We start from the raw sequence: 18,782 nt of genomic DNA on the forward strand, positions 1-18,782 counted from the left end.
CTGGTCTAGACAACTTCTCCGACCCGAAGGGCAACACAATGGCTGAGCGCCGCGTCAATGTCGGATGGGCCGAGGGTCTGCACGCCCGCCCCGCCTCGATCTTCGTCCGTGCGGCCACCGCTTCCGGCGTGCCGGTCACGATCGCCAAGGGCGACGGCAACCCCGTCAACGCCGCTTCCATGCTCGCGGTCCTGGGCCTGGGCGCCCAGGGCGGCGAGGAGATCGTGCTGGCTTCGGACGCCGACGGCGCCGACGCGGCGCTGGACCGCTTGGCGAAGCTCGTCTCCGAGGGCCTCGAGGAGCTCCCGGAGACGGTCTGACCCTTCGGGCAGACCCGGCGGGCCCACGCCGCCGGAACGGCCTCTCACGGCCCCGCCACGGTGACCCGCCCCCACGGGTCACGGGCGGGGCCGTTCCACGTCCAGTGGGAGGCCGCCCTGGGTCCGGCGGGGCCGTTCGGCGTCCGAGCCGTTCCACGTCCGGCGGACCGGACCCCCTTGCCGACCTGTACGGAATTACCGGCCGGGCCTCCGTGCTCCGAGTAGAATTCGGCGGCATACGCGTAAAGCCGCGTACGGAATACCCCCACCCCGCCGCACTCGCACTCCCGAATTCAGGCACGCCAGGCACGCCGATTACAGGGGAAGAATTCCCCCAGGAGTTGTATACGGCAGCGGTGTTAATTCTGGGCGCGCGCCATGTTTACGGACGGTTTCACTTCCCTCACCGCGGGTGCGGGACGGCGCAGCCGGTGGGCGGGCAGCGTGCGCTCCACGTGTGCGGCGGTCAGTGCGCGGGCGCGTTCGGCGTCACCGCGCGCCACCGCGTCCACGATCGCGCCGAGTTCCTGCCAGTAGCGGTCCACGTCCCCCGGCGAGATCCGCCCCAGGTCGACCGCGTACACCCAGTCGATCTTGCGGCGTACCTGCACGAGCAGCGCCGTCATACTGGCGCTGCCGCTCGCCTGCGCGAGCGTCCCGTGGAACCAGCCGTCCAGTTGGCGCAGGTCGTCGGGGTTGCCGTGGCGGGCTCTCGCGCGCCCCAGCCGGACCAGGCCGCGCAGCACCTTCAGGTGCGCGGCGGAGCGGCGGGCCGCGGCACGGGCGGCACCCAGGGGCTCCAGGAGGAGGCAGATGTCCAGGAGGTCGGCGGCCTCCTGCTCGGTCGGCTCGGCGACGCACGCGCCCGCGTGCCGGCGAGTGGTGACGAACCCCTCGGACTCCAGGGTGCGCAGCGCTTCGCGTACGGGGACGCGGGAGACGCCGTACCGGGAGGCGAGCAGTTCCTCGATCAGCCGGGAGCCGGGCGGGAACGCGCCGGAGACGATGTCGTCGCGAATCGCCGTGCAGACCACATGCGCCGAAATATTTCCTCGCATCGTCCGTGCCTCCGCCGCAATCCTCCGGAAACGCCGCCGGGCGGCGCCTTTTCCGTGACTCTATGACACCGGGCCGCCTTTTCCGATGGCCGTGACGAATTCCTGGATATTTTTTGGCCGAGGAAAGGGGTGCGCGGGAACGCGGGGACGGAAGCGCGTCCGGGTGCGCCGAAGCCCCGGCCGTCGGGCCGGGGCTTCGGGATACGCGGAGTGCGCCGTACGGTGCGCGGTCGTCAGACGTTGACGCCGTGCGAGCGCAGGTACGCGATCGGGTCGATGTCCGAGCCGTACTCCGGGCCGCTGCGCGCCTCGAAGTGCAGGTGCGGGCCGGTGGTGTTGCCGGTGTTGCCGGACAGCGCGATCTGCTGGTTCGCGGAGACCTTCTGGCCGACCGAGACGCCGATGGACGACAGGTGGCCGTACTGGGTGTAGGTGCCGTCGTCCATCTTCAGGACGACGTTGTTGCCGTACGCGCCGCCCCAGCCGGCCTCGACGACGGTGCCGGCGCCGACGGCGTGGACGGCGGTGCCGGACGCGGCGTGGAAGTCGATGCCGGTGTGGCTGCCGGAGGACCACAGGCCGCTGGAGGCCCTGTACGGCGTGGAGACGTAGCTGCCGGAGATCGGCGCGACGAAGCCCGAGACGCTGAGGGTGGTACGGGCCTCCGAGCGTGAGGCGCGGGCCTCGGTGGCCTTCTTCTTCTCGGCCTTCTTCTTGGCGGCCTCGGCGGCCTTGCGGCGCTCGTCCTGGGCCTTCTTCTTCGCGTCCTCGGCGCTCTTGACGGCCGCGTCCTCGACCTTGGCGCGGGCGGCGGCGACCTCGGCGGCCTCCTCCTGCGCGTCGGCCTGGGCGACGATGTTGTCCGCGACCCGGTCGCCGGTGTCGGCGATGGCGCGGGTGAGGCCGGTGTCGGTGGTGGCGGCCGGGTCCTCGTTCGCGGCCAGCGCCGGGGAGGCGATGGAAACGGCGACGCCGGTCGCCGCGGCTATGCCGGCGATGTTGCGGGTGGTCCGGGCAGCACGGCCGGGGCGGCGGTGCTTGCCGGTGGCACGGGTGAACGCCATGACCGGCGCACTCCTTTCCTTCCTTCTCGCCTACCGGGTTAGCTGACGGGTTCGGAGCAGGAAGGTCTCCTACGGGCGGCTCCGGGGGGAGTCGCCCGATTCACCCCAAGGGACATGTGGGTCCCCGGCTCCCCTGGCTCGCGCCGTACGGGGACTCGGCGATGACTGCCCGGCGGCCGCGGGTGCGGCGCACTTCTGTCGAACAGCCGGACCGACGCTAAACGGGACATCTCGCGATCAGCAAACAGAAACAGGAGTTTGTGCCGGACGCCACACGGCTCGCGAGCAACCACCTACTGCATTCCGGACAAAAGCAGAGATCCCGGGCCGCATTGGCGACCCGGGATCCACTATGTCCTGATATGTGGGCGGCGTTGACGGCTTTCACGCCACCCCGTGACGGCACCGGTACGCCCCGTTCCGGCCCGCCCTCCCGCCGTACGGCGCGGGCGAATTCACAACCGTTACCGCGACGTCCGGCGGCGGTACAGCTCCGCCGCCGGCCCGCTCCGCATCAGCCCTTGACGACCGACACCTCGCCGATGCCCAGCTTCCGCACCGGCTCCGCGATCTCCGCGGCGTCGCCCACCAGAACCGTCACCAGCCGGTCCACCGGGAAGGCGCTGACCGCGGCGGCGGTCGCCTCGACCGTGCCCGTCTCGGCCATCCGCCGGTACAGCTGCGCCTGGAAGTCGTCGGGAAGCTCCTGCTCGACCTGGTCGGCGAGCGTCCCCGCGACAGCAGCAGCCGTCTCGTACTTCAGCGGCGCCACACCGACCAGGTTCTGCACCGCCACGTCCCGCTCGGCGTCGGTCAGCCCCTCGGCGGCCAGCGTCCGCAGCACCTTCCAGAGGTCCTCCAGCGCGGGCCCCGTAGAGGCGGTGTCCACCGAGCCACTGATGGCCAGCATCGCGGCGCCCGTACCGTCGGCGGAGGACCGCAGCACTTGGCCGAACGCCCGGACGCCGTACGTGTAGCCCTTCTCCTCGCGCAGCACACGGTCCAGCCGGGACGTCAGCGTGCCGCCCAGGCAGTACGTGCCGAGCACCTGCGCCGGCCACACCCGGTCGTGCCGGTCGGCGCCGATGCGGCCGATCAGCAGCTGGGTCTGCACCGCACCGGGCCGGTCCACGATCACGACGCGGCCGGTGTCGTCGGCCACGATGGGCGAGGCCGCCACCGGCTCCGCGGTCGAGCCCGCCCACGCCCCGAGGGTCTCCTCCAGCGCCGCGTCCAGGTCCACCCCGGCGAAGTCACCGACGACCACGGCCGTGGCCGTCCCCGGACGCACATGCGCCTCGTAGAAGGCACGCACCGCGGCGGCGCCGATACGCGCCACCGTCTCCTCCGTGCCCTGCCGCGGCCGGGACATCCGGGCCGTGGCCGGGAACAGCTGCTTGGACAGCGCCATCGCCGCCCGGCGCCCCGGATTCGCCAGCTCGTGCGGGATCTCGTCCAGACGGTTGCGCACCAGGCGCTCGATCTCGCCGTCGGGGAAGGCCGGGGCACGCAGCGCGTCGGCCAGCAGGCCCAGCGCCCTCGTGAGACGCGAGGCCGGTACTTCGAGGGAGACCCGGACACCGGGATGGTCGGCGTGCGCGTCCAGCGTGGCGCCGCACCGCTCCAGCTCGGCCGCGAACTCCTCGGCGTCGTGCTTGTCGGTGCCCTCGGAGAGCGCGCGCGCCATGATGGTGGCGACACCGTCCAGGCCCGCGGGCTCGGCCTCCAGCGGCGCCACGAGGTTGATCTCGACCGCGACGACCTGCTGGCCCGGCCGGTCGGCGCGCAGCACCGTCAGGCCGTTGCCGAGCCGGCCGCGCACCGGCGCCGGGAACGCCCACGGCTTCGGCTGCCCGGCCTGCGGCTGCGGGTGGAACGTCATGGTGGGGGTCACGGCTTCGGTCACTGCGCCGCCTCCTCGGTCTCGGTGTCGTGCTGGGCGGCGGTCGCGTCGGCCTCGGTGGCCTCCACAGCGGCGGCCTCGGCGGGCCCGGTCGGCTCGTAGACCAGCACCGCGCGGTTGTCCGGACGCAGCCGGGCCGCGGCGACCGCCTGCACCTCCTCCGGAGTCACCTCCAGAACGCGCTGTACGGCGCTCAGCGCGAGCTGCGGGTCACCGAACAGCACCGCGTACCGGCACAGTTCGTCCGCGCGCCCGGCGACCGTCTCCAGGCGGTCCAGCCACTCGCGCTCCAACTGGGCCTGCGCCCGCTCCATCTCCTCGGCGGTCGGGCCCTCCTCGGCGAAGCGCTTGAGCTCCTCGTCCACCGCGCGCTCGATGGCGGGCACCTCCACGCCGGCCGACGTCTTCACGTCCAGCCAGCCCAGCGAGGGCGCGCCCGCCAGACGCAGCAGCCCGAAGCCCGCCGCGACGGCGCTGCGGTCGCGGCGCACGAGGCGGTTGTACAGGCGGGAGGACTCGCCGCCACCCAGGATCGTCAACGCCACGTCCGCGGCATCAGCCTCACGGGTGCCGTCGTGCGGCAGCCGGTACGCCGCCATGAGGGCCCGCGAAGGCACCTCCTCGTGCACGACCTCCCGCAGCTCCCGGCCCATGGTCCCGGGCAGCGAACCGTCCCGCGGCGGCTGCTTGCCGTCGTGGCCAGGGATGGAGCCGAAGTACTTCTCCGCCCAGGCCAGCGTCTGCTCGGGGTCGATGTCGCCCACGATGGACAGCACGGCGTTGTTCGGCGCGTAGTACGTACGGAAGAACTGCCGCGCGTCCTCCAGAGACGCCGCGTCCAGATCGGCCATCGACCCGATGGGCGTGTGGTGGTACGGGTGGCCCTCCGGGTAGGCCATCGCCGTCAGCTTCTCGAACGCCGTACCGTAAGGCACGTTGTCGTACCGCTGGCGGCGCTCGTTCTTCACCACGTCGCGCTGGTTCTCCAGCGACTCCTCGTCCAGCGCGGCCAGCAGCGAACCCATCCGGTCCGCCTCCAGCCACAGGGCGAGCTCCAGCTGATGGGCCGGCATGGTCTCGAAGTAGTTCGTCCGCTCGAAGCTCGTGGTGCCGTTGAGCGAACCGCCGGCGCCCTGCACCAGCTCGAAGTGACCGTTGCCCTTCACCTGCGCCGAGCCCTGGAACATCAGGTGCTCGAAGAGGTGCGCAAGGCCCGTGCGGCCCTTCACCTCGTGCCGGGAGCCGACGTCGTACCACAGGCAGACCGCCGCGACGGGGGTCAGGTGGTCCTCGGAGAGCACCACGCGCAGGCCGTTGGCCAGCCGGTGCTCGGTCGCTGTCAGGCCGCCGGACCCGGCTTGTTCTGTGGCCGTGTGACCCATGGGCATGTACGTCCCTTCGATCCGCTTGCGAGGAAGTTCTGTCACTGTATGCAAGCGCGCCGACATCTGGCGAAGTTCCCGCCCGGCACCCCGCCGCAAGGAGATTCCCCGGAACGAGGCCCGCCGCACATCCGGCTCGGACGGGCGTACGGACGGGTCGCGGTCGGCGATGTCAGACCCGCGGGCCACAATGGTCCGCGACAGGCTCAGCCGTTGAGCACCCAGCACCGGCACCGAGCCTGCCGCCCGGCAGGACGGACACGCACTCGCGCCGCCCCGCCGGAACAGCAGACGCCCAGCCGTAAGCGAAGCCGAGTTCGAGCGAAGGAGCCGCAGCCGCGATGGCCCGCCGCAGCACGAAGACCCGACCCTCAGGGGGCACCCCCGAGCCCCAGGACTTCGAGGAGCGGATCCTCGACATCGACGTCGTCGATGAGATGCAGGGTTCCTTCCTGGAGTACGCGTATTCGGTCATCTACTCGCGCGCCCTGCCCGACGCACGCGACGGCCTCAAGCCCGTACACCGCCGCATCCTGTACCAAATGAACGAGATGGGCCTCCGCCCCGACCGCGGGTACGTCAAGTGCGCCCGCGTCGTCGGCGAGGTCATGGGTAAGCTCCACCCGCACGGCGACGCGTCCATCTACGACGCGCTGGTGCGCATGGCGCAGCCCTTCTCCATGCGGCTGCCGCTGGTCGACGGCCACGGCAACTTCGGCTCGCTCGGCAACGACGACCCGCCCGCCGCCATGCGGTACACCGAATGCCGCATGGACTCCGCCACGTCCCTGATGACGGAGTCCATCGACGAGGACACCGTCGACTTCCAGCCCAACTACGACGGCCAGGAGCAGGAACCGGTCGCCCTCCCGGCGGCCTACCCGAACCTCCTCGTCAACGGCGCCTCCGGCATCGCCGTCGGCATGGCGACCAACATGCCGCCGCACAACCTCGGCGAGGTCATCGCCGCCGCCCGGCACCTCATCAAGCACCCCAACGCCGACCTCGAGACGCTCATGAAGTACGTCCCGGGGCCGGACCTGCCCACCGGCGGCCGCATTGTCGGCCTCTCCGGCATCCGCGACGCGTACGAAAAGGGCCGCGGCTCCTTCAAGATGCGCGCCACCGCGACCGTCGAGAACGTCACCGCGCGCCGCAAGGGCCTCGTCGTCACCGAACTGCCCTTCACGGTCGGCCCCGAGAAGGTCATCTCCAAGATCAAGGACCTGGTCGGCGCAAAGAAGCTCCAGGGCATCGCCGACGTCAAGGACCTCACCGACCGCGAGCACGGCCTCCGCCTCGTCATCGAGATCAAGAACGGCTTCAACCCCGAAGCCGTCCTGGAGAGCCTCTACAAGCTCACGCCCATGGAGGAGTCCTTCGGCATCAACAACGTCGCGCTGGTCGACGGCCAGCCGCTGACGCTGGGCCTGAAGGAACTCCTGGAGGTCTACGTCGACCACCGCTTCACCGTGGTGCGCCGCCGCAGCGAGTTCCGCCGCACCAAGAAGCGCGACCGACTGCACCTCGTCGAGGGCCTGCTCACCGCCCTCATCGACATCGACGAGGTCATCCGCCTCATCCGCTCCAGCGAGAACAGCGCCGAGGCCAAGCAGCGCCTGATCGAGCGCTTCGGGCTGAGCGACATCCAGACGCAGTACATCCTCGACACCCCGCTGCGCCGCCTCACCAAGTTCGACCGCATCGAGCTGGAATCCGAGCGCGACACCCTCCGCGCCGACATCGAGAAGCTGACCAAGATCCTCGACTCCGACGCCGAGCTGCGCAAGCTGGTCTCCAGCGAACTGGCCGCGGTCGCCAAGAAGTACGGCACCGACCGCCGCACCGTCCTGCTGGAGTCCTCCGGCGCCACCGCCGCCGCGGTGCCCCTGGAGGTCGCCGACGACCCCTGCCGCGTCCTGCTGTCCTCCACGGGCCTCCTGGCGCGCACGTCGGGCGGCGAGGGCTCCTTCGACATCGACGCCAAGCGCGCCAAGCACGACGTCATCGTCTCCGCCGTACCCGCCACCGCCCGCGCCGAGGTCGGCGCGGTCACCTCCACGGGACGGCTGCTGCGCCTGTCGGTCATCGACCTGCCCCAGCTACCGGAGACAGCCGCCGCACCCAGCCTGTCCGGCGGCGCGAAGATCTCCGAATTCCTCACCCTGGAGGACGGCGAGGAGCTGATCTGCCTCACCACCCTCGACGAATCCTCACCGGGCCTGGCCCTGGGCACGGAACACGGCGTGGTGAAGAGAGTCGTACCGGACTATCCGGCCCACAAGGAGGAGTTGGAGGTCATCTCCCTCAAGGACGGTGACCGCGTCGTCGGCGCCGTCGAACTGCGCACCGGCGAGGAGGACCTCGTCTTCATCACCGACGAGGCCCAGCTGCTCCGCTACCCCGCCGCGCAGGTACGCCCGCAGGGCCGCGCCGCCGGCGGCATGGCCGGCATCAAGGTCGGCCCCGAAGCGAAGGTCATCTCCTTCACCGCCGTCGACCCGGCCGCCGACGCGGTCGTCTTCACCGTCTCCGGCTCGCACGGCACCCTGGACGACGGCGTCAGCACCGCCAAGCTCACCCCGTTCGACCAGTACCCGCGCAAGGGCCGCGCGACCGGCGGCGTCCGCTGCCAGCGCTTCCTGAAGGGCGAGGACCACCTCATCCTGGCCTGGGCCGGCGCCGCCCCGGCCCGCGCCGCGGACACCAAGGGCGCCCCGGTCCCCCTCCCCGACCCCGACCCGCGCCGCGACGGCTCGGGCATGCCGCTGGCCAAGTCGGTGGGGGCTTTGGCCGGGCCGGTGTAGGGACGGACGGTGCAGGACAGACGTGGGGTCGTCTGGCTGAAGCCCGGTGTCGTGCGGCCTCGGGGGCGTACGACACCGGGCTTCGGCGGTTGTGGGGGCGGTGGAGCGTAGGGGGAGCGTTGGGGAGAGGTGGAGCGTTGGGGGGTGCGGCGGCCGCCCCTGCGGGACAGCTCCCGCTTTACTCGCCCTCCACCGACTCTTCCATCCCCTCCGTCTCTTCCATCTCTCCCGTCTCTCCCGTCTCCTCCGTCTCGTCCGTCTCGTCCGGTTCTTCGTCGGGCGCGGCGGACGGTACGTATCGCAGTACGCCCCACATCGCGTGCGGGTCGGTCTCCTCGGGGGCGGTGTCCCGGCAGGCGTCCAGCTGCTTGCGCAGGTCCGGAGCGTCGATGCCGGACCCGATGAGCACCAGCTGCGTGAGCCGCTCCTCCTCCGCGTCCCACTCACCGGGGTAGAACCGCAGGAAGCCGCCGACCGCGTGCACGGTGAACTTCTGCCTACTCCCCTCCACCCCGAAGTGCACGAACCCCTTGATGCGGTACAGCCCGGCGGGCCGCGCGTCCAGGAACTCCATCAACCGCCGCGGGTGCATCGGCTCGGCCGACGTGAACTCGACCGTCTCGTAGGCCGAGTGCAGATGCCGCCCATGACCATGCCCGTGCCCGTGCCCGTCACAGCGCTCATGTCCGCCACCAGCGCCGACGCCGGCTTCCTCCCCGTGCTCGGCTTCCTCCTCGTACTCGACTTCCTCCCGGAGCAGGTCCTCGAAGGACATCTGCCCCTCGGACACGCCTTCCCGAGGCCGCCGCTCGAAGAGCAGCTCCGGGTCGACGCGCCCGTACGCGGCAGACACCACAGGCGTACCGGGTGCCAGTTGCCCGAGCGTGCCCAGCAACTCCGTACGCCGGCCGTCACCGACCCGATCGGCCTTGTTGAGAACCACGAGGTCCGCGATACCCAGATGCCGGTCCAGCTCCGGGTGGCGGGTGCGGGTGTTCTCGAACTCCGCCGCGTCGACCACCTCGACCAGCCCGCCGTACACGATCCGGTCGCTGTCGCTGGCCAGGATCATCCGGATCAGCTCCTGCGGCTCGGCCAGGCCGCTGGCTTCGATGACGATGACGTCGATGTGGGAGGACGGCCGCGCCAGGCGCTCCAGGTAGGTGTCCAGCTCGCTGGTGTCGACCGCGCAGCACAGGCACCCGTTCCCCAGCGACACCATGGAGTCGACCTGGCCCGCGACCAGCATCGCGTCGATCTCGATCGCCCCGAAGTCGTTGACGACCGCCCCGATCCGTGTGCCGCCGCTCCGGCTCAGCAGATGATTCAGCAGGGTCGTCTTGCCGGAACCCAAGAACCCGGCAAGCACAACTACCGGAATCTGCGGCGCCACAGGCCCCTCGACAACCGGCACCGGCCCCTGCCCGAAAGCCGACTCCGGGTCCGCCGCCGCGCCTCGGGCAGTCCCATACCCCTCGGCATCCGGCGTCGAGGAACCCGGGTACTGCGTGCTGCTGCTGGTCAAGGGGGCGCCTCCAGTGCGTCCGGTCGGTACTGAGTACGGGAGTCGAGCACGACGGACACGGCCCAGCCGGGAGACAGCCACCCCGGAGACCACTCCGCGTACTGCCTACCGTCGTACGCCCCTGATGACCGGAACGATCACCAGCCCGCCGACCCCTCCAGGATATTGGCGCCACCGCCACACTTCGCTGCTCCCCCAATGCTCACAGCCTCGCTCTCCCCGCCCCCTGACCCGGCGCCTTCTCACCCGGCGCCGTAGCTCGCGCCTTCTCACCCGGCGCCGCAGCTCACGCCCTCTCACCCGACTCCGTACCTCACGCCTTCTCACCCGGCGCCGCGCCTCGCCTCTCCACCCCGGGGCCCCTCCCCCCTCACTCCCAACCCCGCCCCTTCACCCGAACGGCGGAAAGCGGTCATTTCGCGTCTATCGCGCGGGCTCAGGGCCTGGCGCGGGGAAACGCAGCGGCGGGCTCCGGACATTGCGGCTGCGGTGTCCGTCGGGGACGCGGTACTCAGGTTAGGGTCACCTATGTGAGTACCTGCGCAACCGCCTCCCGTATGGCGGCCGAACCTCTGGCCGGTACGGCGGCCACCGCCCGTACCTGGCTTCTCATCGAGCAGAGCGGACCCTGGGGCGCCCAGGCACTCACCGACAGCCATCTCGATCCGGCAGTCGGCCGCGCCCTGGAGGCCGCCACCGCGGACACCGACGTACGCGTCGCCCTCATCCGCCGTCCCGGCCGGCACGCCGACCGCCGGGCCGGGGCGCCGCGCCGCGTTTTCCTCGCCCACACCGCACCCGGCCGGTCCTGGATCCGCTCGACGCACATCGCGGACCCTGCCTCGCTCCGCGATCTGGACTTCGCCGCGCTGAGTGCGGGCGAGCACGGCGGTATCTGGGAGCCGTACGAGGGCGAACCACCGGTGCTCGTGTGCACCAATGGCAAGCGTGATCGTTGCTGTGCCGTGCTCGGCCGGCCGCTCGCCGCGGAGCTGGCGGCGGACGGTATGGAGGCATGGGAGGTCACGCACATCGGTGGCCACCGCTTCTCCCCCACGCTCTTCGTGCTGCCGTACGGATACGCGTACGGCCGGGCCGAGGCACCGCTGGTGAAGGACGCCGTCGTAGCGGCGCGTGACGGGCGTGTCGTCATCGACCACTGCCGGGGCCGCTCCACCTGGGACCGGCCGGCGCAGGCGGCGGATCTCGCGGTCCGTGAGGCGATCGGTGAGGAGCGTGCCGCCGCCCTCGATGTCACCGGCACGGAAGTCCGGGCGTCCGCGGGAGGCGATTCTCCTTCCTGGGTCGTCACGCTCGCGCATGCCGACGGCCGCTCCTGGCAGGTCGTCGTCGAGCAGCGGACCGGTGATGCTGCCGCTCCGGCCAGTTGTGGAGCCGCCATCGCTCCGCCGACGTACATGTTCGTTTCAGGCATCACTGCCCACTCCCCCGTTGCCGATCCCGTTGTCGATCCTGCCGCCGGCCCCGTTGCCAGTGCCGATGTTTCCCACGCGAAACCACTGACCGGCTCCACGAACGCACCCGCCACCGGGTCCGCCGCCTGATCCGTCGCCCGTGCGGCATGACACGGGTTGCGATCTTGCGATTGCGGTGACCACTGATCGTCGCGCCCGCTCGATCACTCTCCGTGATCACGACTGAAGGTTAGGCGATTCTGACCGAGACGCGGGCGGCCTGTGGATAACTTTCGCCGGAGGGCACCGGTTTTCCCACCGCCGTCCGCTGTCACCCACGGTCACCCAGTGGTTCGTCCTGGCCCCGCGATTACCCCGCCTCCGCGACCCCGCTTACTGTTCGTTCCTATGGGCGACAGAGCCGAGGAGAGAGCGGGCGGGCCCGGGACGGCCGGTGAGCCGCGGAGCGGCGGCCGGGTGTGGCTGCGGCTGCGCTGGCCGCGCCGTGTGTTCGCGCAGGTCCTGCTGGTGCAGCTGGCCATCGCAGCCGGGGTGACCGCGCTGGCGACCGGCCTCTTCCTCGCGCCGCTCAGTGCGCAGCTGGACGATCAGGCCATGCGCCGTGCTCTGGCCATCGCCCAGACGACCGCTGCCCAGCCGCGCCTGGACGAGGCGCTTGAGGCTTCCCGGCCCTCTCGCGGCGGCCCGGTCCAGGCGGCAGCGGAACGGATTCGCCGGGCTACGGGCGCCGAGTACGTCGTGGTCATGGATGAGCACGGGGTGCGGTGGTCGCACACCGATCCGAGGGAGATCGGGCGGCACGTCTCCACGGACCCGAGCGCCGCTCTCGCCGGGCGGGACATCATGCAGATCGACGAGGGCACCCTCGGACGCTCGGCGCGCGGCAAGGTGCCGTTGCGGAACGAGGACGGCCGCATCGTCGGTGCCGTGTCGGTGGGCATCGCGTACGAGAGCGTGCAGCAGCGACTGCTGTCGACCGTGCCGGATCTGCTGGCGTACGCGGGCGGGGCGCTGGCGGTGGGTGCGCTCGCGGCCTACCTCGTTGCCCGTCGGCTTCAGCGTCGCACTCATGACCTGGCCTTCTCCGACATCTCGGCGCTGCTCGCCGAGCGGGAGGCGATGCTGCACGGCATCCGCGAGGGGTTCGTCGCGCTGGACGGGCAGGGGCGCATCCGGCTGATGAACGACGAGGCGCAGCGGCTGCTGGACCTCCGGGCCGAGGACACCGGGCGCTCCTTGGAGTCGGTGCTGCCACCGGGGCGTACGACGGACGTGCTGGCCGGGCGTGCTTCGGGGGCCGATCTGCTCACCGTCAGTGGGCAGCGTGTCCTGGTGGCCAACCGGATGCCGACGGACGACGGCGGCGCCGTGGTGACGCTGCGGGACCGTACGGAGCTGGAGCGGCTGGGCCGGGAGCTGGACGGTACGCGGGGGCTGATCGACGCGTTGCGGGCGCAGGACCACGAGCACGCCAACCGGCTGCACACGCTCCTCGGGCTGCTCGAACTGGGCCTGTACGAGGAGGCGGTGGAGTTCGTGACGCACGCGGTCGGGGTGCACCGGGCCACGGCCGAGCAGGTCACCGAGCGGGTGCACGATCCGTTGCTGGCGGCGCTGCTGGTGGGCAAGGCGACGGTCGCGGCCGAGCGCGGGGTGTCGTTGAGCATCGCGACGTCGACGCGGCTGCCGGACCGGGTGGTGGATCCGCACGGCCTGGTGACGGTCGTCGGCAATCTGGTCGACAACGCGCTGGACGCGGCGGCGGGTGAGCGGGACGGACAGGTCGAGGTCGAGGTGCGCACCGAGGGCCGTACGGCGATCGTGCGGGTCAGTGACAACGGTCCGGGGGTGCCGCGGGAGCGGCGTCAGGAGATCTTCACGGAGGGGTGGACCACGAAGGAGCCGCCGGCGCACGGGAAGCGCGGGATCGGGCTGGTCCTCGTGCGGCGGCTGGCCGAGCGCTACGGGGGCGGCGCGGAGGTGGACGAGCGTCCGGGTGGCGGCGCGCGGTTCACGGTGACGCTCCCCGACGCGCTCGCGGACGCCCTGTCCGAGGCGCACGGTTCGGTAGTGGATGGGGAATCGTTGGCGGGTCCCACGGGAGGCGCACAATGATCGACGTACTCGTCGTCGACGACGATGTCCGGGTGGCGGGGATCAATGCCGCGTACGTGGCGAAGATCGCCGGTTTCCGGGTCGTGGCGCAGGCGCACACGGCCGCTGAGGCGCTGGCTGTTCTGAAGAGCACGCCGGTCGACCTCGTGCTGCTGGACCACTACCTCCCGGACGAGACGGGGCTGCAATTGGTGGCCCGGTTGCGGCAGCACGGCCTGCACACGGACGTGATCATGGTGACGGCGGCGCGTGACGTCGCCACCGTGCGGGCCGCCATGCGGCACGGCGCGCTGCAGTACCTCGTCAAGCCGTTCACGTTCGCGGGGCTGCGGTCGAAGCTGGAGGGGTATGCCGCGCTGCGGCGGACCTTCGAGGACGGCGGGCAGGCGGAGCAGTCCGAGGTGGACCGGATCTTCGGGGCGCTGGGTGCCGCCAACGCGGGCTCCGCCGAGCTGCCGAAGGGGCATTCCACGGCCACGGCCGACCGGGTGCGGTCCGTCCTGCGCTCCGCCGACGGCGCGCTGTCGGCGCAGGAGGTGGCGCGGCAGGCGGGGCTGAGCCGCCAGACCGCCCAGCGCTACCTGAAGCTGTTGGAGCGCGCCGGGCGGGTCAGGCTGACGCTCCGGTACGGCGAGACGGGCCGGCCGGAGCACCGGTACGACTGGGTCTGAGCGGGCTCACGAGGCTCTTCGGGGCGCGGCTGGAGGCTCACACGGCCCTCGGGGCGGTTGTGCCGACCTCACGCGGCTCCCGCGCCGGTCAGTGCCCGTACTTCCGTCTCCGCGTGGCGGGCGGCGGCGTCGGGGGCCGCGGACGAGGTGACCGTGCCGAGCCAGCCGAAGAGGAAGCCGAGCGGGATGGAGACGATGCCGGGGTTCTCCAGCGGGAAGAGCTGGAAGTCCAGGCCGGGGAAGATCGCCGTGGGGCTTCCGGAGACGACCGGGGAGAGCGCCACGAGGGCGAGCGCGGGCAGCAGCCCTCCGTAGACGGACCAGACGGCGCCCCTGGTGGTGAAGCGGCCCCAGAAGAGGGCGTAGAGCAGTACGGGGAGGTTGGCGGAGGCGGCGACCGCGAAGGCGAGGCCCACGAGGAAGGCGACGTTCAGGTCCTGGGCCAGGAGGGCGAGGGCGATGGCCACCGCTCCGACCAGGGCCGCGGCGATCCGGGCGACGGCGACCTCGCGGAAGCCCGTGGCCGGCTCGCTGAGGGCCGCGTCCGGCCGCGGTGAGGCCGGGCGTCGTCCGGTGCGGCCGCGGCGCCGCAGAGCGCCGTACAGGTCATGTGCGACGGAGGCCGAGGAGGCCAGGGTGATGCCGGCGACGACGGCGAGGATCGTGGCGAAGGCAACCGCCGCGACCACGGCGAACAGGATCGTTCCGCCAGTGGATTCCGGGCCGCCGCCGAGGTCGAGGGCGAGGAGCGGTACGGCGGTGTTGCCGGCCGGGTTGGCGGCCCGTACGGCGTCGGTCCCGAGGACGGCGGCGGCACCGAAGCCGAGCGCGATCGTCATCAGGTAGAAGCTGCCGATGAGGGCGATCGACCAGACCACGGAGCGGCGGGCGGCGCGGGCGGTGGGCACGGTGTAGAAGCGGGACAGGATGTGCGGCAGGCCGGCGGTCCCTAGGACGAGCGCGAGCCCGAGGCTCAGGAAGTCCAGCCGGGCCGTCCAGGTGCCGCCGTACTTGAGTCCGGGTGCGAGGAAGTCCGCGCCGTGGCCGCTGCGTTGTGCCGCTGTCGTGAGCAGCGCGCCGAGGTCTCCGTGGAAGCGGAGCAGCACGAGGAGGGTCAGGGTGAGGGCGCCGCCCATGAGGAGCACGGCCTTGATGATCTGGATCCAGGTGGTGGCCCGCATGCCGCCGCAGATCACGTAGAAGACCATGAGGGCGCCGACGCCGATGACCGTCCACGTGCGTGCGGTGTGGCCCGTGCCGCCGAGCAGGAGGGCGACGAGGCTGCCGGCGCCGACCATCTGGGCGACGAGGTAGAGCACGGAGACGGTGATGGAGGAGGCGCCTGCGGCGATGCGGACGGGGCGGCGGCGCATACGGGAGGCGACGACGTCGGCGAGGGTGTAGCGGCCGCAGTTGCGGACCAGTTCGGCGACCAGGAAAAGGACCAGGAGCCAGGCGACGAGGAAGCCGACGGAGTAGAGCAGGCCGTCGTACCCGAAGAGGGCGATGAGGCCGGAGATGCCGAGGAACGAGGCGGCGGACATGTAGTCACCGGCGATGGCGAAACCGTTCTCCATGGGGGAGAAGAGTCTGCCGCCGGCGTAGAACTCCTCTGCGGAACCGTGCCTGCGGCGGCCTGCCCAAGCGGTGACCGCGAGGGTCACGGCGATGAAGGCGCTGAAGAGGACCAGGGCCAGGATCTGGTGGTCGTCGGTCGCCGTGGTGGCGGCGAGGGCGGCTGGACTGCTGGTCACCGGACGTTGCCTCCTGTCATCTCCTGGGTCTCCCAGCGCAGGTCGAGCGCGGCACGGTCCCGGCGCAGCCGGGCATGCCGGGCGTACGCCCAGGTGAGCAGGAAGGTGGTGACGAACTGTCCGAGCCCGGCGAGCATGGCGACGTTGAGCGGGCCGAGCACCTGGCGGGCCATCACGCCGGGGACGGTGACGGCGGCGATGACGTACGCGAGGTACCAGGTGAGGAAGAGGGCGGTGGCGGGCACCACGAAGCTGCGGTAGCGGCGGCGCACCTCCTGGAAGGCGGCGCTGCGCTGCACGGTGAGGTAGACGTCGGCGTGGCTGGGGTCGCCGGGCCTCTCGGGGGCGCCCGCACGCTGTGCAGGAAGGCCGGGCCAGGCGAGGGCGGAGGGCGTCGTCCCGGTGGGCGCGTCGCCGGCCGGTGCGGCGTCGCCCCGTGCTTCGACGGCCGGCTCCGTGCCGTCCGCGTACGTGCGCGCGTCGCCGTCCGTGTACATGCGCGCTTCGCCATCCGTGTACGTGTGCACGTCGCCGTCCACGTACGTGCGCGCGTCCGGCTGCTGTGCCGGCTCCTCCCCCGCGTCCTCCCGTTCGGCCGCCCCCTGTCCGGCCTGTCCCCGGGCGAGGGCGTCGTACCAGGGGTCGTCGAGCCGGACGGCTCCGGCCGGGCGGCCGTCGTGCTTCTCCACCGGGCATCTCCTTGATCCGCGGCCTGTCTGGCCGTGCGCCCAAGGATGGACAGATTCGGTGGTCCCCGGACATCCATCGCGAATCCTTCACCCCATCAGGTGACGGACCAACTGGGATGTTTTACAGCCGTGTTGAGCGCGAACGGGGCGGTGACGCGCTTACGGGTCACCCCGGGGGCCGTGCGATGCCGTGCCGGTAGGCGTAGTGGATCGCCTGCGCCCGGTCCCGCAGGCCGGCCTTGGCGAAGAGGTTGTTGATGTGGGTCTTCACCGTGGCGGTGGAGACCTGCAACCGGCGGGAGATCTCGGGGTTCGAGAGCCCTTCGGCGACCAGCGCGAGCACTTCGGTCTCGCGGGCGGTGAGGCCGTCGGGCGGCTCCGTGGCGACCGTCGGCGCGTGGGCCCCGGGTACGGGCGGCGCCTCGGCGAACTGTTCCAGCAGCCGCCGCTGGATCTGCGGCGAGAGCCCGGCCTGCCCCGACATCACGTCCTCGACGGCCCGCACGATCTCGTCGCCGTCGGCGTCCTTCGTGAGATAGCCGCGCGCACCCGCCCGGAGCGCCGGGAAGAGGGACTCGTCGTCGGCGTACGTCGTCAGGACGACGACCTGCGTGGCGGGGTGCCGCTCCCTGATGCGACGCGTCGCCTCGACACCGTCGCAGCGCGGCATCCGGAGGTCCATCAGTACGACGTCCGGGGTCAGTTCGGCGGTCAGGCGGACCGCCTCCTCCCCGTCGGAGGCCGAGCCGACGACGTCGATGCCGGGCAGCAGCCCCAGCAGCATCACGATGCCCTCGCGCACCACGGTCTGGTCGTCGGCGACCACCACGCGCGCGTTCACGCCGGCACTCGCAGCCACACCACGAAACCCTCCTCCTCGGGGCCCGACTCCAGCGTTCCGCCGAGCAGTTCGGCGCGCTCGCGCATCCCCCGCAGACCGTATCCGGAGCCGCTGTCCGCGAGCTCCCCGGGCGCGCCTCCGCCCCCGGAGTCGCGTACACGCAGCCCCACCTCGTCCGTCGCGTACTCCAGGCGCAGCTCCACGCGCGCTCCGGGCGCGTGCTTGCGGACGTTGGTCAGCGCTTCCTGCGCGACTCTGCGGACCGCGAGGCCGGCCTCCGGGGGCAGCGTGCGGCTCTCCCCCACGATGTCCAGCCGGGCGCCCTCGGAGGCGGCCAGCTCGCGCAGGAAGGTCTCGACGTGCGCCATGTCGCCCCGCAGTGCGGACAGCGCCTGGCGGGTGCCGTCCAGGCCCTCGCGGGCCATCCTGCGGGCCGTCGTCACCCGTTCGAGTACCTCGGTGCGGGAACCCTCCAGGTCGGGGCTGCGTTCGATGAGCAGACGGGCGGCTTCCAGGTGCACGAGCTGCGCGCTGAGACTGTGGGCGAGCACGTCGTGGATCTCGCGGGCGATCCGGCCCCGTTCGGCCAGCGCCGCCGATTCGGCCTCGGCGGCCCGTGCCTCGGCCTCGGCCGCGCGGGCGGCGCGTTCCTGGGCCAGGAGGCGGTGGGCGTTGCCGCGCGCCTCGGCGTCCAGCCGCAGGGTGTAGCCGGCGAGGGCCAGTCCGGCGGTGGTGAGCGCCGTGCCCCAGAGACCGTCGTCGGTGAGCAGGGCGTACCCGCCGAGCGCCGCGGCGGTGCAGGGGATCGCCGCGGCCAGCGGCAGGCGTTCGAGGGCCGTGACGGCGCAGGCGCACCACAGCACGACGGAGGGCACCGTAAGCCCCGCCTCGTGGAAGCCGAAGGCCCCGGCCTCCAGGAGGAGGAGCAGGGCCACGGAGGGCCACAGCAGGTGGCGGAGGGAGGTGCGGAAGAGGGCCCAGAAGACGGCGCCGGCGGCGAGGACGCCGGCCGCTCCGGCGGGCACGACCCAGCCGCGTACGTCCGGGTCGGCTGCCGTGGTCCACAGCAGCGCGCCCAGCACGATGCCGCGGACGAGCCTCGCGAGCCGCCTGCGCATGACGCTGATGCCCTCGTGGGAGAGCGCTTCGCGCAGCGGCCAGCGCGTCCAGGAGCGCAGCGGCACGGACAGCGGCACGGACGCACGCTCCTGTTCTTC

Annotated in this window: 14 protein-coding genes and 1 riboswitch; of the genes, 5 read left to right on the forward strand and 9 right to left on the reverse strand. The window is 71.9% G+C overall.

Features of this window, described 5'->3' with window-relative positions:
* Window positions 1-38: 38 nt before the first annotated feature.
* Window positions 39-320, forward strand: a complete 282-nt coding sequence (locus ACIGQF_RS27820) for an HPr family phosphocarrier protein (protein WP_030260828.1) — start codon at window positions 39-41, stop codon at window positions 318-320.
* A 359-nt stretch (window positions 321-679) separates the two neighbouring features.
* Here the strand turns inward: ACIGQF_RS27820 and ACIGQF_RS27825 are convergent, their stop codons facing one another.
* From ACIGQF_RS27825 to ACIGQF_RS27840, 4 genes are all read right to left on the reverse strand, one after another.
* Window positions 680-1,378 carry a GntR family transcriptional regulator gene (locus tag ACIGQF_RS27825; RefSeq protein WP_399715478.1) on the reverse strand — a complete coding sequence of 233 codons (699 nt, stop codon included), beginning with the start codon at window positions 1,376-1,378 and terminating at the stop codon, window positions 680-682.
* A gap of 233 nt (window positions 1,379-1,611) precedes the next feature.
* Complete coding sequence (locus tag ACIGQF_RS27830; RefSeq protein WP_399715481.1) at window positions 1,612-2,442, reverse strand: M23 family metallopeptidase; 831 nt, start codon at window positions 2,440-2,442, stop codon at window positions 1,612-1,614.
* 12 nt (window positions 2,443-2,454) lie between these two features.
* A riboswitch (cyclic di-AMP (ydaO/yuaA leader) is annotated at window positions 2,455-2,613 on the reverse strand.
* A 343-nt stretch (window positions 2,614-2,956) separates the two neighbouring features.
* Entirely contained in the window at window positions 2,957-4,324 is a 1,368-nt protein-coding gene (locus ACIGQF_RS27835) for a M16 family metallopeptidase (RefSeq protein WP_399715760.1), read from the reverse strand.
* A 20-nt stretch (window positions 4,325-4,344) separates the two neighbouring features.
* Window positions 4,345-5,727: a M16 family metallopeptidase gene (locus ACIGQF_RS27840; RefSeq protein ID WP_399715763.1), complete on the reverse strand. Its 1,383-nt coding sequence runs from the start codon at window positions 5,725-5,727 to the stop codon at window positions 4,345-4,347.
* Between the two features lie 341 nt (window positions 5,728-6,068).
* Here ACIGQF_RS27840 and ACIGQF_RS27845 point away from each other — a divergent pair, with 341 nt between their 5' ends.
* Window positions 6,069-8,534 carry a DNA topoisomerase (ATP-hydrolyzing) subunit A gene (locus ACIGQF_RS27845; protein ID WP_399715484.1) on the forward strand — a complete coding sequence of 822 codons (2,466 nt, stop codon included), beginning with the start codon at window positions 6,069-6,071 and terminating at the stop codon, window positions 8,532-8,534.
* A 178-nt stretch (window positions 8,535-8,712) separates the two neighbouring features.
* Here ACIGQF_RS27845 and ACIGQF_RS27850 read toward each other — a convergent pair whose 3' ends face one another.
* A complete protein-coding gene (locus tag ACIGQF_RS27850) occupies window positions 8,713-9,903 on the reverse strand; it encodes a CobW family GTP-binding protein (RefSeq protein WP_399715486.1) in 1,191 nt (396 codons plus the stop codon).
* Window positions 9,904-10,589: 686 nt separating this feature from the next.
* Here ACIGQF_RS27850 and ACIGQF_RS27855 point away from each other — a divergent pair.
* The 3 genes from ACIGQF_RS27855 to ACIGQF_RS27865 all read left to right on the forward strand — a co-directional run bounded on the left by ACIGQF_RS27855 (window position 10,590) and on the right by ACIGQF_RS27865 (window position 14,281).
* Window positions 10,590-11,624, forward strand: coding sequence for a sucrase ferredoxin (locus ACIGQF_RS27855; protein ID WP_399715489.1), 1,035 nt, complete (start codon window positions 10,590-10,592; stop codon window positions 11,622-11,624).
* A gap of 258 nt (window positions 11,625-11,882) precedes the next feature.
* Window positions 11,883-13,610 (forward strand): ATP-binding protein, encoded by a 1,728-nt coding sequence (locus tag ACIGQF_RS27860; protein ID WP_399715493.1) that lies wholly within the window; start codon window positions 11,883-11,885, stop codon window positions 13,608-13,610.
* A complete protein-coding gene (locus ACIGQF_RS27865; RefSeq protein ID WP_399715496.1) occupies window positions 13,607-14,281 on the forward strand; it encodes a response regulator in 675 nt (224 codons plus the stop codon). The genes ACIGQF_RS27860 and ACIGQF_RS27865 overlap by 4 nt, the downstream gene beginning before the upstream one ends.
* Window positions 14,282-14,349: 68 nt before the next feature.
* On the opposite strand, the gene ACIGQF_RS27870 is transcribed toward ACIGQF_RS27865, so the two are convergent.
* The 4 genes from ACIGQF_RS27870 to ACIGQF_RS27885 all read right to left on the reverse strand — a co-directional run bounded on the left by ACIGQF_RS27870 (window position 14,350) and on the right by ACIGQF_RS27885 (window position 18,749).
* A complete protein-coding gene (locus ACIGQF_RS27870) occupies window positions 14,350-16,035 on the reverse strand; it encodes a cation acetate symporter (protein WP_399715498.1) in 1,686 nt (561 codons plus the stop codon).
* Entirely contained in the window at window positions 16,032-16,532 is a 501-nt protein-coding gene (locus tag ACIGQF_RS27875) for a DUF485 domain-containing protein (protein WP_399715766.1), read from the reverse strand. Before ACIGQF_RS27875 ends, ACIGQF_RS27870 begins: the two co-directional genes overlap by 4 nt.
* Before the next feature lie 358 nt (window positions 16,533-16,890).
* Window positions 16,891-17,583 (reverse strand): response regulator, encoded by a 693-nt coding sequence (locus ACIGQF_RS27880; RefSeq protein WP_399715501.1) that lies wholly within the window; start codon window positions 17,581-17,583, stop codon window positions 16,891-16,893.
* Complete coding sequence (locus tag ACIGQF_RS27885; protein ID WP_399715769.1) at window positions 17,562-18,749, reverse strand: sensor histidine kinase; 1,188 nt, start codon at window positions 18,747-18,749, stop codon at window positions 17,562-17,564. The genes ACIGQF_RS27880 and ACIGQF_RS27885 overlap by 22 nt, the downstream gene beginning before the upstream one ends.
* Between the last annotated feature and the right edge of the window lie 33 nt (window positions 18,750-18,782).

It is taken from the genome of Streptomyces sp. NPDC053560 (assembly GCF_044544605.1).
GTDB lineage: Bacteria > Actinomycetota > Actinomycetes > Streptomycetales > Streptomycetaceae > Streptomyces.

Coding starts and splice junctions, on each gene's coding strand:
- ACIGQF_RS27865 (WP_399715496.1), top strand. CDS start 13,607: ATGATCGACGTACTCGTCGTCGACGACGATGTCCGGGTGGCGGGGATC.
- ACIGQF_RS27875 (WP_399715766.1), bottom strand. CDS start 16,532: ATGTACACGGACGGCGACGCGCGCACGTACGCGGACGGCACGGAGCCG.
- ACIGQF_RS27830 (WP_399715481.1), bottom strand. CDS start 2,442: ATGGCGTTCACCCGTGCCACCGGCAAGCACCGCCGCCCCGGCCGTGCT.
- ACIGQF_RS27825 (WP_399715478.1), bottom strand. CDS start 1,378: ATGCGAGGAAATATTTCGGCGCATGTGGTCTGCACGGCGATTCGCGAC.
- ACIGQF_RS27835 (WP_399715760.1), bottom strand. CDS start 4,324: ATGACGTTCCACCCGCAGCCGCAGGCCGGGCAGCCGAAGCCGTGGGCG.
- ACIGQF_RS27860 (WP_399715493.1), top strand. CDS start 11,883: ATGGGCGACAGAGCCGAGGAGAGAGCGGGCGGGCCCGGGACGGCCGGT.
- ACIGQF_RS27840 (WP_399715763.1), bottom strand. CDS start 5,727: ATGGGTCACACGGCCACAGAACAAGCCGGGTCCGGCGGCCTGACAGCG.
- ACIGQF_RS27845 (WP_399715484.1), top strand. CDS start 6,069: ATGGCCCGCCGCAGCACGAAGACCCGACCCTCAGGGGGCACCCCCGAG.
- ACIGQF_RS27820 (WP_030260828.1), top strand. CDS start 39: ATGGCTGAGCGCCGCGTCAATGTCGGATGGGCCGAGGGTCTGCACGCC.